Origin of the sequence: Effusibacillus lacus, from assembly GCF_002335525.1 — a bacterium.
GTDB lineage: Bacteria > Bacillota > Bacilli > Tumebacillales > Effusibacillaceae > Effusibacillus > Effusibacillus lacus.
Window position 1 is genome coordinate 13,921 of sequence record NZ_BDUF01000020.1, and the last position, 18,008, is coordinate 31,928.

At 45.9% G+C, this 18,008-nt stretch carries 18 protein-coding genes; 17 read left to right on the plus strand and 1 reads right to left on the minus strand.

Annotation, left to right across the window (positions count from 1 at the left end; genetic code table 11):
* The first annotated feature begins 352 nt into the window (after positions 1–352).
* Complete coding sequence (locus tag EFBL_RS05140; protein WP_096181072.1) at positions 353–1,156, plus strand: hypothetical protein; 804 nt, start codon at positions 353–355, stop codon at positions 1,154–1,156.
* 140 nt (positions 1,157–1,296) lie between these two features.
* Positions 1,297–2,724 (plus strand): hypothetical protein, encoded by a 1,428-nt coding sequence (locus EFBL_RS05145; RefSeq protein WP_096181073.1) that lies wholly within the window; start codon positions 1,297–1,299, stop codon positions 2,722–2,724.
* Between the two features lie 59 nt (positions 2,725–2,783).
* On the opposite strand, the gene EFBL_RS05150 is transcribed toward EFBL_RS05145, so the two are convergent.
* Complete coding sequence (locus tag EFBL_RS05150; protein ID WP_096181074.1) at positions 2,784–3,449, minus strand: flagellar brake protein; 666 nt, start codon at positions 3,447–3,449, stop codon at positions 2,784–2,786.
* Positions 3,450–3,581: 132 nt separating this feature from the next.
* Here EFBL_RS05150 and EFBL_RS05155 point away from each other — a divergent pair, with 132 nt between their 5' ends.
* The 15 genes from EFBL_RS05155 (at position 3,582) to EFBL_RS05220 (ending at position 17,984) form a co-directional block, all read left to right on the plus strand.
* Complete coding sequence (locus EFBL_RS05155; RefSeq protein WP_096181075.1) at positions 3,582–4,352, plus strand: tyrosine-protein phosphatase; 771 nt, start codon at positions 3,582–3,584, stop codon at positions 4,350–4,352.
* An 88-nt stretch (positions 4,353–4,440) separates the two neighbouring features.
* Positions 4,441–5,205 carry a YveK family protein gene (locus tag EFBL_RS05160; RefSeq protein ID WP_096181076.1) on the plus strand — a complete coding sequence of 255 codons (765 nt, stop codon included), beginning with the start codon at positions 4,441–4,443 and terminating at the stop codon, positions 5,203–5,205.
* The gene (locus EFBL_RS05165; RefSeq protein WP_096181077.1) at positions 5,162–5,848 is read left to right on the plus strand and encodes a CpsD/CapB family tyrosine-protein kinase; all 687 of its coding nucleotides are present in this window, start codon (positions 5,162–5,164) and stop codon (positions 5,846–5,848) included. The genes EFBL_RS05160 and EFBL_RS05165 overlap by 44 nt, the downstream gene beginning before the upstream one ends.
* 429 nt (positions 5,849–6,277) lie before the next feature.
* Positions 6,278–7,210 carry an SDR family oxidoreductase gene (locus EFBL_RS05170; protein ID WP_096181123.1) on the plus strand — a complete coding sequence of 311 codons (933 nt, stop codon included), beginning with the start codon at positions 6,278–6,280 and terminating at the stop codon, positions 7,208–7,210.
* 15 nt (positions 7,211–7,225) lie between these two features.
* The gene (locus EFBL_RS05175; protein WP_096181078.1) at positions 7,226–8,227 is read left to right on the plus strand and encodes a polysaccharide deacetylase family protein; all 1,002 of its coding nucleotides are present in this window, start codon (positions 7,226–7,228) and stop codon (positions 8,225–8,227) included.
* A 111-nt stretch (positions 8,228–8,338) separates the two neighbouring features.
* On the plus strand, positions 8,339–9,583 hold the full coding sequence (locus EFBL_RS05180) for an O-antigen ligase family protein (RefSeq protein WP_165912701.1): 1,245 nt from the start codon (positions 8,339–8,341) through the stop codon (positions 9,581–9,583).
* Entirely contained in the window at positions 9,580–10,734 is a 1,155-nt protein-coding gene (locus EFBL_RS05185) for a glycosyltransferase family 4 protein (protein ID WP_096181080.1), read from the plus strand. The genes EFBL_RS05180 and EFBL_RS05185 overlap by 4 nt, the downstream gene beginning before the upstream one ends.
* Complete coding sequence (locus EFBL_RS05190; protein ID WP_096181081.1) at positions 10,728–11,336, plus strand: sugar transferase; 609 nt, start codon at positions 10,728–10,730, stop codon at positions 11,334–11,336. Before EFBL_RS05185 ends, EFBL_RS05190 begins: the two co-directional genes overlap by 7 nt.
* Positions 11,336–12,472 carry a DegT/DnrJ/EryC1/StrS family aminotransferase gene (locus tag EFBL_RS05195; RefSeq protein ID WP_096181082.1) on the plus strand — a complete coding sequence of 379 codons (1,137 nt, stop codon included), beginning with the start codon at positions 11,336–11,338 and terminating at the stop codon, positions 12,470–12,472. The genes EFBL_RS05190 and EFBL_RS05195 overlap by 1 nt, the downstream gene beginning before the upstream one ends.
* Before the next feature lie 67 nt (positions 12,473–12,539).
* Complete coding sequence (locus EFBL_RS21105) at positions 12,540–13,277, plus strand: nucleoside-diphosphate sugar epimerase/dehydratase (protein ID WP_231705687.1); 738 nt, start codon at positions 12,540–12,542, stop codon at positions 13,275–13,277.
* Entirely contained in the window at positions 13,274–14,509 is a 1,236-nt protein-coding gene (locus EFBL_RS21110) for a UDP-N-acetylglucosamine 4,6-dehydratase family protein (RefSeq protein WP_231705688.1), read from the plus strand. The genes EFBL_RS21105 and EFBL_RS21110 overlap by 4 nt, the downstream gene beginning before the upstream one ends.
* 19 nt (positions 14,510–14,528) lie before the next feature.
* Complete coding sequence (locus tag EFBL_RS05205) at positions 14,529–15,632, plus strand: ATP-grasp domain-containing protein (protein ID WP_165912700.1); 1,104 nt, start codon at positions 14,529–14,531, stop codon at positions 15,630–15,632.
* Entirely contained in the window at positions 15,629–16,570 is a 942-nt protein-coding gene (locus EFBL_RS05210) for an NAD-dependent epimerase/dehydratase family protein (RefSeq protein WP_096181084.1), read from the plus strand. The genes EFBL_RS05205 and EFBL_RS05210 overlap by 4 nt, the downstream gene beginning before the upstream one ends.
* Before the next feature lie 12 nt (positions 16,571–16,582).
* On the plus strand, positions 16,583–17,593 hold the full coding sequence (locus tag EFBL_RS05215; protein WP_096181085.1) for an LCP family protein: 1,011 nt from the start codon (positions 16,583–16,585) through the stop codon (positions 17,591–17,593).
* A 37-nt stretch (positions 17,594–17,630) separates the two neighbouring features.
* Positions 17,631–17,984: a hypothetical protein gene (locus EFBL_RS05220; RefSeq protein ID WP_096181086.1), complete on the plus strand. Its 354-nt coding sequence runs from the start codon at positions 17,631–17,633 to the stop codon at positions 17,982–17,984.
* Positions 17,985–18,008 lie beyond the last annotated feature (24 nt).

Consider the following 18,008-nt stretch of genomic DNA (forward strand, 5'->3'; position numbering starts at 1 on the left):
TTTAAATTATAGTAATTATCAATTAAAAATATTCGAATTATTTCGATTTTGTTCGACGCTTGTTGGTGTCTCAGGTTATGTTCATTATAAGAAACAACAAACGTTCTATATAACTAACAAAATAAAAGATTGGACAAGATTTGTGCACTATAATGAACAAAAACCGTTCTATACAACGAAAAATGAAAGAATTTACGATTTTTGTTTTCTATAAAAGCCGATTATACTTTGAATGCGGGTTCGATAAAACGAACAAGCGGGCTCGCGAAGAAGGTTTAAACCTATTTTGATTAGGTACATACTGAAACTATTGTTCGACAAATCGAACGAGAAAAACTAGGAGGTAAGGAAAATGAGGAAAAAGTTTGCAATCAGTGCAGCAGTGATCACTTCTATGGTAATGGCCAGCGCAGGTTCCGCATTCGCATCCGTGGACCAGAAGCAGAAAGTTGACAGGGAAAGTTACAGCAGCCAGTACGGTGTTGGTGCCATGGTGGGCCAAACCCAAAAAGCACCTGCATTTTTCGGGCAACAACAAATAGCGAACCAAGCTGACGGTCTGGAGCAATCCCAGAAAGCTGACCAGTACAACGATCAGTACCAAGAGGCTGAAGGATTCTTTGTGGGCCAAGAACAACGATCCGGAGAATCGACCGAACAATACCAAATAGCCAACGGTACATACCGTCGCCCGGTATCGGGTTCCCAATCGCAAAAATCGGACAACTGGACTCTGCAAGGTCAATCTGCTGCAGGCGGATTTATCGGTCAGCAACAAAAATCTTCCAACAGCACAGACCAGTTCTCCAAGACAAAGGGACGCAACAATTCGCAGGAGCAAAAATCGGACAACTGGACTCTGCAAGGTCAATCTGCTGCAGGCGGATTTATCGGTCAGCAACAAAAATCTTCCAACAGCACAGACCAGTTCTCCAAGGCAAAGGGACGCAACAACTCACAGGAGCAAAAATCGGACAACTGGACTGAGCAAGATCAATCTGCTGAAGGCGGATTAATCGATCAAAAACAAAAATCTGCCAATGTTACCCAACAAGGTTCTGTTGCGAAAGGTCATGATATCAACCAAAAACAAAATTCGGATGTAACTGTTGTACAATCTCAAAGTGCTTCTACAACAGGTGACTTGATCGATTAAGAGCTATAAAGCTGGTCACAGCATAGAAGAAATTGACTCCATCCCGGAAAAGGATGGAGTTAATTTCTATCAGCCAACTACATATACATCTAAAAAACTCGTAAGAAGACCGAGATTACATGAGGGAGCAGGATAGCAAAATGATTAGAAAAAGTGCAGTAACCGCATTGGTTATGGCTTTCAGTATGGGTTCTCCACTTGCTCATGCGGAAGAAGCCACCCAAACCCAGACAACTGAGACAAGTTTGCCGCAAAGCCAATCAACCGGCACGCCCGAAACGGGTACAACCACCCAAACACAGGAAACACAAATTGAGACAGTTCAAGAACAGTCTGTCGCCACATCGGGTTCCAACCCGGCCGGCCAGAACCAGGATACACAAATTGGAGCCGTTCAATTTCAAGGTGTAAGCACCAGCGGTTCTGGAACGACTCCCCCGGTTCAAACAGCAGCAACCACCGCATCCCAGACGCAGGGAACGGATGTAGTTGCCATTCAAGGGCAGGCGTTTAGTACTGCTGGCGATGGTACAGGCGCACAAGCTCAGGCAACAAGTGTTGCGGCAGGTCAAGCGCAAATCATCATGGCTCCCGTGCCGACAACAGAGACACCAACACCGACCTCCCAAACGCAGACAACCAATGTAACCGTTGGGCAGGCACAAATGGTTCACCTGTCCGAAGGCGGCAGTGCTGTACAAGTTCAGGGTTCCACAGTCAGTGTGGATCAAACACAAAACCTGAGCACGTCCATAGTAGTTCCGTCCTCGCAAACTCAAGGCACAGCCGTGAATGCGATACAGACTCAAGATGTTACGACGGCTGGGTCCGCTGAAATGGTCCAAGTTCAAACGGCTGAGTTAGGTGGGGAAAAGGTTCAACCCGGTCAAGCGCCAATTCAAGGCGAAGCAAATGTTTTGGTTGACAATTCTTTGCAGGTTCAGAAGAAGGATTCCAATTTTATACTGAAAATCATCCACAAACTCTTTGTGGGGAAAAACGAAACCCGTGTAGTTAGCTGGGATTACACCGTTGGCGACAATGGAAAAGTCGATTTGGAGGAAACCGCAAACAGGAAATTCAGTTGGGGCACAGTGAAGGCAACCATTTCGGTGAAGGCCCAGGAAGTTATGGACAGTCTGAAGACCCGGATGACCAGCAGTCTGGAAGTCATGTTTGAGCCATCCAACGAAAACCGGGACAGGGATCGCAAGAAGAACCGTAATAAACAGTATTTTGATGTCATTTACAGAAACGCAGATAGCATCAACAAGGAAGACCTCGAATCTTACATGTCCACCATCTCCAAAAATTCCGAAGCCTATGAACAAACCAGGTTGGCTATCCTTGAGATGTTCAGCACGTTCGATTTGAAGGTGTCCATTGATAAAATTCAACTTCACGAAGTGAAGGAAACCTCGGTTAAGGTCAAAGTTTGGCAGACCATAAAGAAGTTGAATGGTCCGGAATTCCAGGACAATCAGGTAGAAATAATTCATACGCTGGTCAAGGAAGACGGCCAATACAAAATCCTGAATTCGGAAATTCTGCAGATGCAAAACATTTGAATCCAGTGTTACGACACTAAAGAAGGCGGGGATTCCCCGCCTGTTTTAAAAGAATTGAGTTATTTGCCTTTTAATCGATTGCGAAGTTCAATTTGTTTCTTGAATACAAAACGCATAATCAGCTTCCGGTCCTGCTCCCTGATTTCGACAAACTTGATCGCACATCTTTTTTTTCCAGGGAATTTGATGGAGGGTTGCATACGGAGCACTTGTGCTTTCAATGAGATTGGATAGGTTTGGCCATCCATGCTTATGGGAAAATCCAGGCCGACAAAACTGCCGGATTGGAGGGGACTTCCTTCATCCACCAAGAGCGACATGCCTCCACCTGAAAGATCTTCGGTTTTTCCCGAGAATTTGAATATTTGCTGGGCGGCACTGTCGACATACAAGACTTGAACGGGCAGGGAGACCTGAATCCGCACATAATCCCGGCGCTGGTTTCTTAGGATCTCCGAGGGTGATTTTACAAGCATCTGATTTGGTCGAATTGACTGCACTAAAGTTTCAAACGAATAAGGAACTTTTTCATCCAAATCGTTATAGGTAATTACCATTCTGGTGCCTTCATGGAAGACTTTAGGGGTGTGGGTGTTTAAAGCGGTCGGTAAGTCAAATACAAGGTGATCCTGATGAATTTCCTGCAACCGCGAATCGTACGATCCTTTGAACGGACCATCGGGAACACTTATGTATACGAATTGTCCTATATCAGGCAATGGCATCACAATTCCCCCAATTCCTTATCAACAAGTAAATTATATTTAATCAAATGATAAAAGACAACGTGAAAAAACATAAACCTGTCATATTTCTCATAATGTCTGATTAAACAGGGGGGGTAGCCGGAGGATGCCATGATTGATATCCATTGTCATGTTTTGCCAGGTGTTGATGACGGGGCGGCAACATTGGAAGAGTCACTGGCGATGGTCCGGATGGCCGCTGAGGAAGGAATCACCGACATTGTGGCCACACCGCATACCGAGGATGGTGTCTACTCCAATTCAGCTTTCGAAGTGATCAATTCTGTAAAAATCCTGCAGCAAGCGGTTGACATTCACAACATTCCCGTGAGAATTCATCCGGGTTCGGAGGTCCATGTTCATATCAATCTTCTGGAAAACATATGTTTTTCCAGAGTGCTTACCCTGAAAAACATGGGCAGATATATTCTGCTGGAGCTTCCCGTTCAAACCATTCCCCCATTCACTGAAGATCTGATACACGATTTGCGGGCCAACGGGCTTACCCCCATTATTGCCCATCCGGAAAGAAATGCATTGCTGCGAGAGCAGCCTGTCCGACTCGCACAACTCATCCGTCTGGGAGCAATTGCTCAAATAACTGCGGGAAGTTTAACAGGTGCAATAGGGAAGCGAATCAGGCAATCGGCAGAGTATATGGTTCGTAACTGGCTGGTTCAGCTGGTTGCCAGTGATGCGCATAGTACACACAGAAGACCTCCTGGTTTGACAGGAGCCTATCAGGTGATATCAAGGCTGGTCCCGAAAGAAGGGGTGTCGCTGTTTCAATCGAATGCATCGGCTGTTCTCAGGGGAGAGACGTGTACGGTTTTGACCCCCAGGGTGTCAACTGACTGGAAGAAGTATTTTTGGTTCTTCTGAATTCTACATTTCTCGACCTGTTTTGTTCTATCAGGCTTGTTTCTGAGTAATATGTAGTACTAATCATTCTAAAGGGGCTCTGAAAGATATGCAGGAAATCGGTATTTTGGAGCTTTGGAAGATCCTCCGGAAGAGATGGCTTTTGATCCTTTCGGCAGCAATTGGATCTCTCGGAGTCAGCGGGTTTCTCAGCTTTTACGTACTGAAACCGGAGTATGAAGCGACCACCATCCTCCTTGTCCAAACCCCACAAACCAACAATCAGGTGGCATATACCGAACTCATGGCCAATCAAAAATTGATCAAAACCTACACGGAAATTCTCAGAAGCCGGAAGATAGCGGATGATGTGATCAACAGGCTGAACCTGGGAATCTCAAACGAACAATTGCTGGAGAAAGTAAAGGTAAGATCGGCAAACGAATCCCTGATTACCACTATCACCGTTATCGACCAAGACCCTCGAACAGCCGTTGCCATTGCAAACGGATTTGCCCAGTCTTTTTCAGCCAACCTGAATTCCATCATGAAGGTGGATAATGTTTCCATCCTGGATGAGGCAAAGGTGAGCCATATCCTGTCTCCGGCTCGCCCCAAGCCATACTTTAACATGGCGGTGGCATTTTTTCTAGGTATGGCAACGGGTTCAGCATTTGCCATACTGCTTGAAGCACTCAACAAAACAGTAAGAACCGAAAAGCAGGTTGAAGAGCTGTTGGGGCTGCCGGTGCTTGGCGTCATTACGAAGATGGACAGAAAGGTAAGGAGAAACAAAAGGAAACCGGTTGTGGCGGCAGGAGGTGTACAGGGTGAGATCCAAACAATTGCAGGTCAAACTAATCTGCCTGTATGATCCGAAATCAACTGTTGCAGAGGCTTATCGAACGCTGCGAACAAACATCCAGTTTGCAGGCGTTGACAGACAAATCAAGACTCTTATGGTTACAAGCGCCGGTCCGGGTGAAGGCAAAACGACGACGGTTACAAATCTTGCAATTGCAATGGCACAGTCAGGAAAGAAAGTGATTCTGGTAGACGGAGATTTACGCAAACCGACCATTCATAACACATTTTACATTTCAAACAGGCTGGGATTGACCAATCTGCTGACAGGGCAAGCCGAATTTGTCAAGGTGGTTCACCGAATTCCGGAGTTGCCGCTGGATGTTATACCGGCAGGATCCATTCCCCCAAATCCGGCTGATTTTTTGGGCAGCCAGCCGATGCAAAGACTGATTGCTTCCCTGCGCGAGGAATACGAGATGGTCCTGGTTGATACACCCCCGATTCTTCCGGTTACCGACGGTCAGTTATTGGCCAGTTACATTGACGGGGTGCTTCTCGTTCTGGGGTGCAACAAAGTTCAAATCGACCATGCCAGAAAAGCGATAGCGCTGCTGAAGCATGTGGGCGCCAATGTGATCGGCTCGGTGTTAAACAACAAGAAAGAGAAAGGAAGAAATTCCTATCATTACAGGTATTACGCAGAAGACTGATGTTTTATGGGGGCAGACGATATAAAAGGGGGCAGTTCCGGTGTTTGTTGACAGTTTATCACCAGTATCAGGCATGAAGGCGGAATGAACAGTTTAATGGAAACAATCGAAATCTCTTATCTCTTGCGGATTATCAGACAACGAATGACCTTGATTGTTTCGTTGGTGGCCGTTTTCGTTGTGACAACCGGATTGGTCAGTTTTTCTTGCGTTGGTGGTTGGTTGCGAATTGCATTTTTGCTTGAGGTTCTCGATAAAAGTGTAAAGACAGAGGAACAAATTGAAGAATTATTGGGAATTCCGGTGCTTGGGGTAATTGCTGCGATTCAACAACCAAAAAAAAACACGTTTGCACAAGTCGGAGGTTCTGAAAAGGGGTGCGCATCGACAGGAATGGACAGACACCACGAATCCGGATGGGGTGAATACATGAAAATTCTCGTTACCGGTGGGGCAGGTTTTATAGGATCCATATTAGTTGGCAGACTTGTAGATCACAACCATGAGGTAGTTGTTGTAGATAACTTGGTGACGGGAAATAGAGGGAACGTAAGTGAAGGTGCAACTTTTTACTTGCAGGATATCCTTGATAAAAAACTGCAGGAGATCTTCCTGATGGAACAGCCTGATTGTGTGATTCATTTGGCGGCTCAATGCCTGGTTCAAAGATCCGTAAAAGATCCGCTGTTGGATGCAAGTATCAATATAATGGGAACCATTAATCTGCTCGAAAATTGCTGCAGGCATAGGGTAAAAAAAATGATTTACGCCTCTTCAGCAGCGGTGTATGGAGACCCGAAGTACTTGGGAATTGACGAACATCACCCGATTCAGCCGTCTTCCTTTTATGGGATTTCCAAATATGCTCCGGAACATTACGTTCAAGCTTATGCAGCCTTATATGGTCTAAAATACACCATTCTTCGCTACGCAAATGTGTATGGGATCCGGCAAGATTCGAAAGGGGAAGGGGGAGTTATATCAATATTTGCAGATTGTTTGTTGAAGAATAAACGTCCCCTCATTTACGGAGATGGAAATCAAACCCGAGATTTCATCTATGTGGAAGATATTGCAGCCGCAAATATTGCCGCCCTCACATCAGCAGATGGTGAAATCCTCAACATTGGCACAAATCAACCTACTTCGATCAACGAACTCCTGCAATTGATGAATGAAATAAATGGAACGGATATTGAACCGGTGTACCTTCCCGAAAGAGCCGGAGATATAAGACATAGTTACTTAAATAATAATAAAGCATTGAAATATCTGGAGTGGAAACCAAAATTCAATTTAAAAGAAGGATTGGAAGAGACATTTGACTTTTACAGCAGTCAAACCTCTTCAAAAAGGGGATGAAGGAGGCCGTTGGAAGTGTCGAAACCGGGTACGTTCGTCATCTCTTTGGATTTTGAACTATATTGGGGGGTTAGGGACAAAACAACGATAGATGAGTATAAAGACAACTTATTGGGAGTACGACAGGCGGTTCCGGCTCTATTGGATTTATTTCAGGAGTATCAAATACACGCAACTTGGTCTGTTGTAGGTTTTCTGTTCGCTCGTACAAAAGAGGAATTATTCAGAGCAATCCCTTTAAAGAAACCGCGTTATGTGAATCCATACCTTTCGCCCTATCACACTTTACACGAGATTGGAATGAATGAACAGGAGGATCCGTTCCATTTTGCTCCTTCACTGATTGAAAAAATTTTGTCCTATCCAAACCAAACAATTGGAACTCATACCTTCTCCCATTACTACTGTTTAGAAAAAGGGCAAAATATGGAAACCTTCCGGGACGACCTGTTATCGGCCATACAAATCGCAAGTACATATAACGTGAGATTGGAGAGTCTGGTTTTTCCGAGAAACCAATTTAACGGGGAGTATCTATCCATTTGTGAGGAACTGGGAATCAAATGTTACAGAGGAAATCCTTCCAGTTGGATTTATCGGGCAAATAACCAGGAAGATCCATCTTTGTTGAAAAGACTGGCTCGCTTTTGTGATGCATATATAAATATTTCCGGACATAATTGCCATTCATTCGAAAAGATCAAGTCTGCATATCCATTTGATATCCCTGCCAGCCGATTTCTGCGACCCTACTGGAGCAGGTTAGATATGTTTGAATCCCTAAGGCTTAAAAGAATTCAATCGGATTTAACCTATGCGGCAAAAAACGGTCTTGTCTATCACTTATGGTGGCATCCGTATAATTTTGGGGTGAATTTAGAGAAAAATCTGTCCTTTCTAAAAAAAATACTTGCCCATTACGGGAAATTAAGAATGGAGTACGGTATGAACAGCCTCAATATGGAACAAATAGCCGATCGGTTGCTAGAAGAAAATCGAAATAAACAGGCGGGGTAATACAGAAATGGGAGATTTCGCGGATCACTCAATAAAGCCCCTGTCTTTTCGCGATAATATTTCATGGAAATTAGGCAGTCTTTAAACTGTATCGGATTAGGGAGAAATGTGATGATTCACAATATCATGAATCAACTGAACGTAAAGATTCCTGAGAAAAAAAGGGGGCTAGCAGGCTGGTTGTTGGCTGGTTACGTTTTTTTCCTTCCAGTGCAGTTTCCTACTGGTTTTGGCTTTCGATTGGCTCCTTCGGATCTCTTTTTACTGATTGTTCTTTTCGTAGGCATCGGACGTATCAGACTGATCAAATCCGCCTGGAGCATTTGGCATTATTGCATATTTACCGTTTTTGTCATGGGTACGTTTGTGGCGGTGGTAACACATGGACAGCTGACTCAATACGTTCTGGTGCAAAAGCTTTTGGGTTTGCTTTTGCTTTTCTGTACTTACGGCACCATTACAACGTTTTGTAACGATTGGCAGCATATCAGATGGTTGGTAAAGGTGTTTTTTTGGGGGGTGGTGATTCATAACCTGATTGCCATAGTAACCTATTTCATTGCGAGGCTGTTCTACTACGATTTTACCTGGATCAATTATGGTATCCGATTGGCGGGCATGTTAATGGATCCAAATGCATATGGCGGGTTATTGGTATTGGCATTCACACTTCAAATTGTAACCTCCGTCGGCAAGTATCCTTTGGTTAAGGGAGTATGGGGACTTCTTTCAGCTCTTTCATTGATAACCGGAATATTATTGACTTTTTCCAGATCGGCCTGGATTGGTTTGGCTTTCCTGATGGTAAGTGCCTCAGTCTTCAAACCGAAAATCACCTTAAAAATCGCCATATTAGGAGGGGCTTCCATCGCAGGGGTACTGCTGTTGGCCGGAAACCAATTTTGGCAGGTGATTGTCTCTATGGCATCCCGACAGGATCAAATCGATTACCGTCTGGATTTTATCCAAACTGCCCTTGACCGATTTTCGGATAGTCCGTTATTCGGTGTCGGACTTGGTACTTTTGCTTTGGAGTACGGATGGATCATCCATAATACCCTGATCTGGTTTTTGGCTGAGTTTGGAATATTGGGAGTAAGCGTCTTCATCGGTTTTTTTCTATGGTTTTTGCTTAAGGGATTTTACGCCTATAAATCAGTGCATGAAAGCGAAAAATTTCTGATTCTGAGTTTTATCATCGGACATATAGGGATGCTGGGGGTTTCTATGGGAATCGAGGCTCTTTATCAGCGTCATTGGTGGCTCATTTTTGCTTTTATCGCTTCCGGTTATTCAATTGTTAAGAATAACGAATTTTCCCGATTATTGATTGCTGAACGAGGAGAGGTGAGATGAAGAAAGTACTTATTGTTACGACAATTCAGAATACGATTAAAGCCTTTTTGATCCCGCATATCAAGCGATTGATGGAACAGGAGTATCGCGTTGAAGTGGCCACAAATATTACTGATTTGCAATATTTGCAAGAGGAAATCAATCAGGCGGAATTCCATCATATCCCTTTTAGCCGCAAGATATACGATATTTCCAATGTTGTTGCGTTTGGAAAAATCAGAAAGCTATTGGTGGAAAACAAGTATGATGCAATTCACGCACACACCCCAATAGCGTCTTTTCTTACAAGGTTTGCAGCGCCTCGCGACTGTAAGGTTTTGTATACGGCGCACGGGTTTCATGTAAACGAAAACGCCGGCTTTCTCTCAAACAGGCTATTTTTTATAGCAGAAAAATTGGCGGGGTTAAAAACGGATGGATTAATTGTAATCAATCAAGAGGATCGGCTTACGGCGGCGAAATTGGTTCCGGAGGAAAAAATTTTCTTTGTGAAGGGAGTAGGAGTAGATACCGAAAAGTACAGTCCGAGCCGCTTTTCCGACGAGGATAAAGTTCTGTTCAAACGGGCATTAAATTTACCGCCAGAGAAAAAGGTTATAACCCAGATTGCGGAGTTTAATGAAAATAAGAGGCAAATCGATCTTGTAAAGGCATGCGAACGAATCAAAGAAAAATATCAGGATTTCGTAGTATTGCTTATAGGCAGCGGTCCCAATTTTCCCCTCGTTCGGAATGAGGTTGCCAAAAGAAATTTGGATAGTCATATTCGGCTTTTGGGGTATCGAAGCGATATTGACCGATTGTTAAGTATTACCGATATCGGCGTTTTGGTGTCATTGAGGGAAGGCCTTCCCCGGTCGGTTATGGAAATGATGGCGATGAAAATCCCGGTTGTTTTGACAGATATACGGGGAAACCGTGATCTTGTCAGACATGGAGTGAATGGCTATCTCGTTCCGATCAAAAATCCTGCCCAACTGGCTGATTATTGTATGAAGTTGTTATTGGAGGACGAAATCCGCCAAAGCTTTGGTGACAGATCGCGAGAGATCATCGAAGATGAATACGCTCTGGAGAAGATCTTAACCAAAATGGATACAGTGTATCAGAAGTTGGTCTTATCCTCTGTAGGTTGTGGTGACTCATGTTAGTTAAGGAAATTATTGATCGTTTTGCCGCTTTCATACTGCTGGTTTGTCTGTCAGGTTTCCTTTTGATAATCGGGATGTTAATCAAACTGACTTCACGAGGACCGGTCTTTTTTCGACAAGAACGGGCAGGCCTGAATGGAAAACCGTTTTTGATTTACAAGTTTCGGACAATGCTTGTCAATGCGGAGAAGATGGATGGAGGGTATGCTGCGTTTGAACAGGATCCCCGGATCACGAAACTGGGAAGGTTCCTCAGAAAATCAAGTTTGGACGAATTGCCTCAACTGATTAATGTACTTAGAGGAGAAATGAGTCTGATTGGTCCAAGACCCACATTAATGGACCAAGTGGAGAAATATGATAACCGGAAGCGAAAGCGACTCGATATGAAACCTGGCATCACCGGGTGGGCGCAGATAAATGGACGGAACTCACTCAGTTGGCCAGAAAAAATAGAACTTGATCTTTGGTACGTAGCGAATTGGTCTATATGGCTCGACCTGATCATTTTACTTAAAACGATCAAGGTGGTTGTGGGCAGCGGGGATATCTATGTAAAGAAAACAAATTGTGTTCGGGAGAGTAAGGAGATGAAAATGTAATGACGCCCATTTATCTCTCGGCTCCTCATATGAGCAGACTGGAGACCCGGTTTGTTGCGGATGCGTTTGCGACCAATTGGATTGCACCCCTTGGTCCGAATGTGGACGCATTCGAACGTGAATTGGCCAATTATGTGGGGAGTGAAGGGGCAGTCGCCGTAAGTTCCGGTACTGCGGCCATTCATTTGGCGCTTCGAATTCTCGGTGTCGGCCCCGGTCATAAAGTGTTTTGTTCGTCCCTAACCTTTGTGGCAAGTGCAAATCCCATCTTATATCAAGGGGCAGAACCAGTCTTTATCGATTCTGAGCCCCAGTCCTGGAATATGTCTCCTATCGCGTTGGAAAAGGCATTTATCGATGCGGAGAAAGATGGTCAATTGCCAAAAGCAGTAATTGTTGTACATTTGTACGGACAAAGCGCGGATATGGATCCTTTGATCGAGATATGTAACCGTTACGGTGTTCCGATTATTGAAGATGCGGCTGAGTCTTTGGGAGCGACGTATCAGGGGAAGTTCAGCGGCACGATAGGAAAATTTGGGGTCTATTCCTTTAACGGAAATAAGATAATTACCATATCCGGCGGAGGCATGTTGGTTTCCAATGATATTGGCTGCTTGGAACAAGCACGCTTTTTATCCGCTCAGGCCCGAGATGCGGCAGTACATTACCAGCACAGTGCGATGGGATATAACTATCGTTTAAGCAATGTATTAGCCGGAATCGGGAGAGGGCAGCTACTCGTGTTGAACGAACGAATAGCCGCTCGTCGTGCGGTTTTTAATCGGTATTATGCAGCACTTTCAAATATCAACGGAATCGAATTTATGCCTGAAGCAGCGTATGGAGATTCTACTCGATGGTTAACTGCTTTCACGGTGAATCCAAGCCAATGCGGAGTTACGAGAGATGATATAATCAGGGCTTTGGCCGAGGAAAATATAGAAGCCCGGCCGGTTTGGAAACCTCTGCACCTGCAACCATTATTCAAAAACTGTAAGTACTATCCTCATCAAGCAACTGCCAGCGTTTCCGAAGATTTATTCGAAAGAGGTATTTGTGTGCCATCAGGCTCCAATCTGACGGAAGAAGAACAAAGCCGCGTTGTAGATTGTATTAATAGGTGTTTTAGGTAAACAAAGCCATTGTGCAATGGGGAATAAAAAAGGAGGCTTAAGTTCTCCTTGGAGAGAGGGTGATAATGTGAATTACGGGCAGCGGCTGTTTGTATTTGGCTTGCTGGACACCTGTATTATCATGGCGGCAGTTTTATTTGCTTATATTTTACGGTTTGATTTTCAAGTTCCGAATGCGTTCTATAAAACGTTGCCATATGTAGTCCTGTTGCATGCGGTTATTACGCTTGTCGTACTAAATGCGTATAAAATGTATCGGCAGGTCTGGGAATTTGCCAGCGTTAGGGAACTCATTTCCGTGGTTAAGGCTGCAACAGTCGCTGAAATTTGCTTTTTTGTCCTTCATTCGGCAATCAACCAGATAGTTCCCGAACTGCCGGTTCCTCTCTCTATTTTTCCCATTTCTTGGGCGTTGATCATCTTGGGAGTCGGTGGATCTCGTTTTACATGGAGAATTTTAAGGGATCTGAATGGAACCCATCGTTATCATCAAAGAAATACGCTGATTGTTGGCGCCGGGAACGCCGGAGTACTTGTTGTTAAGGAGTTGAAACAATCTCCGAGTTCCGATTTTTTGCCGGTTGCTTTTGTCGATGACGATTCAATGAAATATGATTTGGAAATTATGGGACTTCCGGTTTTGGGAGGACGCGAGAAAATCCCTGAAGTGGTTGAGAAATTTAACATCCAGGATATTATGATTTTGCCATTCCTTCCGCTCCAAAATCCGAGATTGCAAAGATCATTGAAATCTCGAAAAACACCAGAGCATCTATCAAAATACTACCCAGTGTCACAGATTTGATTAACGGGAAAGTTTCCGCCAAATCAATTCGGGAAGTGCGGGTCGAAGACCTGCTTGGCAGGGAAACCGTTCAGTTGGACCTGGCTGAAACCGCGGGCTACCTGAAGGACCAAGTGGTTTTGGTCACAGGTGCCGGCGGGTCCATAGGATCGGAACTGTGCCGGCAGCTTTCCACATTTGAACCTAAGCTTCTGCTGTTGCTTGGGCATGGAGAGAACAGCCTGTACGAAATCGAACTTGAGTTGGGAAAGAATTATCCACAACGTATTGAAACCATTGTTGCGGATATTCAGGACAGGATTCGAATCAGGGAGGTGTTTGAGACCTACCGGCCATCGTTGGTCTTTCATGCAGCTGCCCACAAGCACGTTCCGTTGATGGAACGCAATCCGGCTGAAGCGGTAAAGAACAACATCATTGGAACGTTAAACGTAGCCGAATCTGCCCAGGAATACGGCGCGTCCCATTTTGTGCTGATCTCCACCGATAAAGCGGTGAATCCCACAAGCGCCATGGGGGCCACCAAACGGGTAGCGGAAATGATCGTTCAGGGATTGAACAGTTACGGTTCAACCAGATTTTCAGCGGTTCGTTTCGGGAATGTCCTGGGAAGCCGGGGGAGTGTGATTCCGGTCTTCAAGCGGCAGATTCAGGCGGGAGGCCCTGTCACCGTGACCCACCCGGATATGGTGCGTTACTTTATGACGATTCCGGAAGCGGTGCAATTGGTGATTCAAGCCGGGGCTTTGGCGCGAGGCGGGGAAGTCTTTGTGCTGGACATGGGAGATCCGGTAAAGATCGCAGACCTGGCAAGAGATCTCATTCGCTTATCCGGATTTGTCCCTGACCAGGACATCAAGATTCAATACACGGGCATCCGGCCGGGCGAAAAACTGTTTGAAGAAATCCTCACCAGTGAAGAGGGCATTTCCGCCACCAAACATAACCGGATTTTTGTCGGAAAACCAGTTCCGATCCATTGGGAGAAACTTCGCGGCGCCATTCTTTCTTTGGAAAAAATCTCAACCAGTTTGGATGCGGAGAAACGGGCAAACGAGATTAAAGTATTCCTGCGAAACTTGGTGCCGACGTACCAATACCTCCCAATATACGGAGAAATTCCCGCTGTCTCAGACGGAGATTTGGAAGATTACTTGCCGTTGCCCGAATCACAGCCGGTAAAGATGAAAATAGCGGTCAGCGGGTTTGGGAAAATGGATTTACCTTACTAATAATGCGGAGGAAATGCCAATGCAAGCACTTATTACCGGTGTGGGAAGCGGGGTCGGACAATCCGTCATCAAATCCTTGCGGATGTCCGGTTTGGACATACAGATTGTCGGGGTTGACATGACCCCTTTTAATGCCGGGCTTTATGCCTGTGACAAAGGCTATCTGGTCCCTCGGGCAGACAGCCCGGAATATGGCGAAAGGCTGCTGCAAATTATCGATAAGGAAAAAATTGATATTCTCTTTCCCGGAACCGATACGGAATTGCCTTATTTGGCAGACATGAAGGATACATTCGAACAACTTGGCTGCAAGTCGGTCATTGGAAGCGCCGAAAGCATCCGGGTTGTCCGCAACAAAATGGAGTGCGCCGCTTTTTTCAGGGAACGGGGGTTTCCTTTTGTTCCGACCGTGTACGTAAGGGATATCAAGCTTTTGCATGATCGGATCGGGTTTCCGATTATCGTCAAACCCACAGGCGGCTCAGGTTCTTCGGGCGTAAGCGTAATTACCAAGCTGGAAGAGCTGGGCGTTTTTGAGGAGGAACAGGAAGAGTTCATCGCCCAGCAATTCCTTGTTCCCCAAAGCTGGAACAAGCGGCCGGAAGAAGTAACCCTTCACGACATTTACAAAGGCGGATTGCTCAACCAGCAGGATGAGATTTCCATTCAGATCGTGTTGGGCAGGAATGCAGAAGTTTTAGGGGTCTTTATGAGCAAGAACGAATTGAAGGCCGGGTTTCCCATGAAAGTCGTTCCTTTCCGGGATGATGACCTGGAGGATCTTGGGGTAAAGATGGCGTTGGTGTTGGCACATATCGGGCTGGTCGGACCCTGCAATTTGCAGTGCAGAATGACGGAGGACGGGCCTGTGTTTTTCGAGATCAACACCCGATTCACCGGTATCACAGGCATGCGGGCAGCCATGGGGTTTAATGAATGTGAGGCAATGGTGAAGCGCCTGGTGCTGGAAGAAGACGAACAAACCGTCAGAAAGAGTCTTCAATATGAGGATGGGTGGTTGTGTGCCCGTTATGTGACGGAAGTGATGATGCGCAAAGCAGATGTGGAACAGCTGGGGATTTCCGGAGAAACCGAAGCGAAAGGAAAGGCCTTAAGTCTATGAAAGTGTTTGTAACGGGAGGTGCGGGGTTTCTTGGCAGTAGATTGGTGCAAAAACTGGCCGAAAACAACCGGGTCGAACAAGTAAAGTTTCTGACGCGTGATCGGACGAAAGCGGATATGCTAATGCAAACCATCCCAGACCCGGACAAAGTGCAGCCTGTAATCGGCAATTTGTTGGATCTTGACTTGGCGCTCACTGACATCACTGCTGTCATTCACTGTGCTGCTGCGCGAAACATTGCCAGCTGCGAGATGAATGCAACATATGCCGCGAAAGTCAATGTGGAAGGAACCAGGCGCTTGTTGGAACTGGCAAGAAGAGCCGACGTGAATAGATTTGTCTATGTCTCCTCCCAGTCGGTCTACGGAAAGCAGGATCGAATGCCTTTACGCGAAGATATGCCATGCAACCCGTCCGGTGTTTATGCCCTGACAAAATATATTGGTGAAATCCTGACCTCCAGTATTTTACAGCACCATGTAAATTATCTTGTATTGAGATTGTCCAGGTTGTATGGGACCGGTTTGTTCATGAACGAAGACAATTTTATTACCAGCAAGTATCCTCAGGCATGCATCTCGGGATATGCTCTGCCCGTACATGGCGGCGGCTCCAGCAAGTTTGACTTTCTGCACATCCATGACGCTGCTGTTTGTATTGAAGGGTTGCTTTTTGCCGATGCTGGTATTTGGAATGAAACTTACAATCTAGCTTCCGGAGGTGCCACTTCCGTAATAGACATTGCCCGGATGTTCTCCGAGTGTGCAGCGGAACTCGGTTTCCCGGGAAGCGGGATTCAATTTGAAGGGGAACCGGCAAAAGAAGCGATCGAGATATGGCATGACATTTCAAAGATTCAACATAAGACCGGATGGACACCCACAGTGTCCCTGCGGGCAGGGATCATGGACATACTGAAGCATTGCAGACGGTTATAAGGTGCGGTAGGAATGGCGGTTAAATGTGGAGGACAAAGAAATTCATTAAGAAGATGGCTGCTCCTTTCAGCGCTGTTTTTCGTATTGCTCGCTTTGGGCGCAGGGGGCTGGATGTTCTGGAAGCTGGAACCGTCCCACCATTTTGAACAAGCGAAGCATCCTGTTCTGGTTCAACCTTCCGAACCGCCTGACGAATCGAAACATCAGGAAAATAAGGCTGCCTTCAACGTGCTTATACTTGGGACTGATTCGAGGAACGAAGAATTCTCCCGTACCGATGTGATAATGGTTGCCCGGGTAAATCCCCGTGACAAAACTGTCAATCTTTTGTCAATCCCACGTGATTTGCGTGTGCATATACCGGACATTGGCTATACAAAGATTAATCATGCGCATATTCTGGGGGAAATGCGCGGCGGCAACCGGGAAGGAACGAAGGCGGCCTTGCAGGCGGTCAGCGATTTTCTCGGAATTTCCGTCAACTATTATGTCAAAACCGATTTTCAGGGATTCAAAAATTTTATAGACACGATTGGCGGAGTTGATGTGGAGCTGCCGGAATCAGTGGAACTTCCCGACCTGAATACCACAGTCCCGGCTGGACGGCAGCACTTGAATGGTGAGATGGCCCTGGAAGTGGTAAGGGAACGGTATTCCCGCCCAAACGGGGAATTTGGGAGACAGGCGGACCAGGCACAAGTTCTCAAGGCGGTTGCACAGAAACTGCTGCAGCCAGAATCTCTCCCCAAGCTGCCGGGTCTGCTCGAACAAGTAAGACAAGACATTGTGGACACAAACTTCAGTGACAGTGATCTGCTGAGCCTTGCCTGGCTCTTTAAAGGGATGACAGGGAAACAGGTGAATTATATGCAAATCCCTGGCCGGGGGGAGACTTTGTTTGACCCGTTGGCAGGGGACAGACTCTACTATTGGATCGCAGATCCTGAGGCGGTAACATCCGTTCGACAAAACTTCCATAAAAACAACGAATTTCCCGAAGGAACAGATTCCATGCCGCGTTGAAATACAGGGTATATCGTTATGCCGGGGGGGAATCGGGTTGCAAACGGAAATCAGGGAGAAGGCGATTCAGACCAGAATCAGGGCGGAAGTTGCTTTTCAATTTGCCAAGCGTTGCGAACAGGAAGGTTTCACGCAAAAGGAGGTGCTGAATCGGATGATCATTCTCTTCAACCGGAGGGGATCTGCTTTGTTTTCCTCGATCACCATGCCCCAGCTTGCCGCTTCAGTGGAAAGCGAGGACGAGGAGGAGCAGGAGCAGGAGTTCGCGGCTGCTGAAGGAGTTGCGGAGAATGGCGAAGAAACCGGGGGAGCCGGAACAGTGGCTAATGGTGAGCCACTGGTTATCAATCCCTTTGGTCAAGAAGTAAAGGTCCGTAGAATTCCAACATAAATAAAGAAGGGGCTGCCCCATAAC

What these genes read in the sequence shown, in the direction of transcription:
- EFBL_RS05140 (WP_096181072.1), top strand. Translation starts at nt 353, where the DNA reads ATGAGGAAAAAGTTTGCAATCAGTGCAGCAGTGATCACTTCTATGGTA.
- EFBL_RS05145 (WP_096181073.1), top strand. Translation starts at nt 1,297, where the DNA reads ATGATTAGAAAAAGTGCAGTAACCGCATTGGTTATGGCTTTCAGTATG.
- EFBL_RS05150 (WP_096181074.1), bottom strand. Translation starts at nt 3,449, where the DNA reads ATGCCATTGCCTGATATAGGACAATTCGTATACATAAGTGTTCCCGAT.
- EFBL_RS05155 (WP_096181075.1), top strand. Translation starts at nt 3,582, where the DNA reads ATGATTGATATCCATTGTCATGTTTTGCCAGGTGTTGATGACGGGGCG.
- EFBL_RS05160 (WP_096181076.1), top strand. Translation starts at nt 4,441, where the DNA reads ATGCAGGAAATCGGTATTTTGGAGCTTTGGAAGATCCTCCGGAAGAGA.
- EFBL_RS05170 (WP_096181123.1), top strand. Translation starts at nt 6,278, where the DNA reads ATGAAAATTCTCGTTACCGGTGGGGCAGGTTTTATAGGATCCATATTA.
- EFBL_RS05180 (WP_165912701.1), top strand. Translation starts at nt 8,339, where the DNA reads ATGATTCACAATATCATGAATCAACTGAACGTAAAGATTCCTGAGAAA.
- EFBL_RS05185 (WP_096181080.1), top strand. Translation starts at nt 9,580, where the DNA reads ATGAAGAAAGTACTTATTGTTACGACAATTCAGAATACGATTAAAGCC.
- EFBL_RS05190 (WP_096181081.1), top strand. Translation starts at nt 10,728, where the DNA reads ATGTTAGTTAAGGAAATTATTGATCGTTTTGCCGCTTTCATACTGCTG.
- EFBL_RS05195 (WP_096181082.1), top strand. Translation starts at nt 11,336, where the DNA reads ATGACGCCCATTTATCTCTCGGCTCCTCATATGAGCAGACTGGAGACC.
- EFBL_RS05205 (WP_165912700.1), top strand. Translation starts at nt 14,529, where the DNA reads ATGCAAGCACTTATTACCGGTGTGGGAAGCGGGGTCGGACAATCCGTC.
- EFBL_RS05210 (WP_096181084.1), top strand. Translation starts at nt 15,629, where the DNA reads ATGAAAGTGTTTGTAACGGGAGGTGCGGGGTTTCTTGGCAGTAGATTG.
- EFBL_RS05215 (WP_096181085.1), top strand. Translation starts at nt 16,583, where the DNA reads ATGGCGGTTAAATGTGGAGGACAAAGAAATTCATTAAGAAGATGGCTG.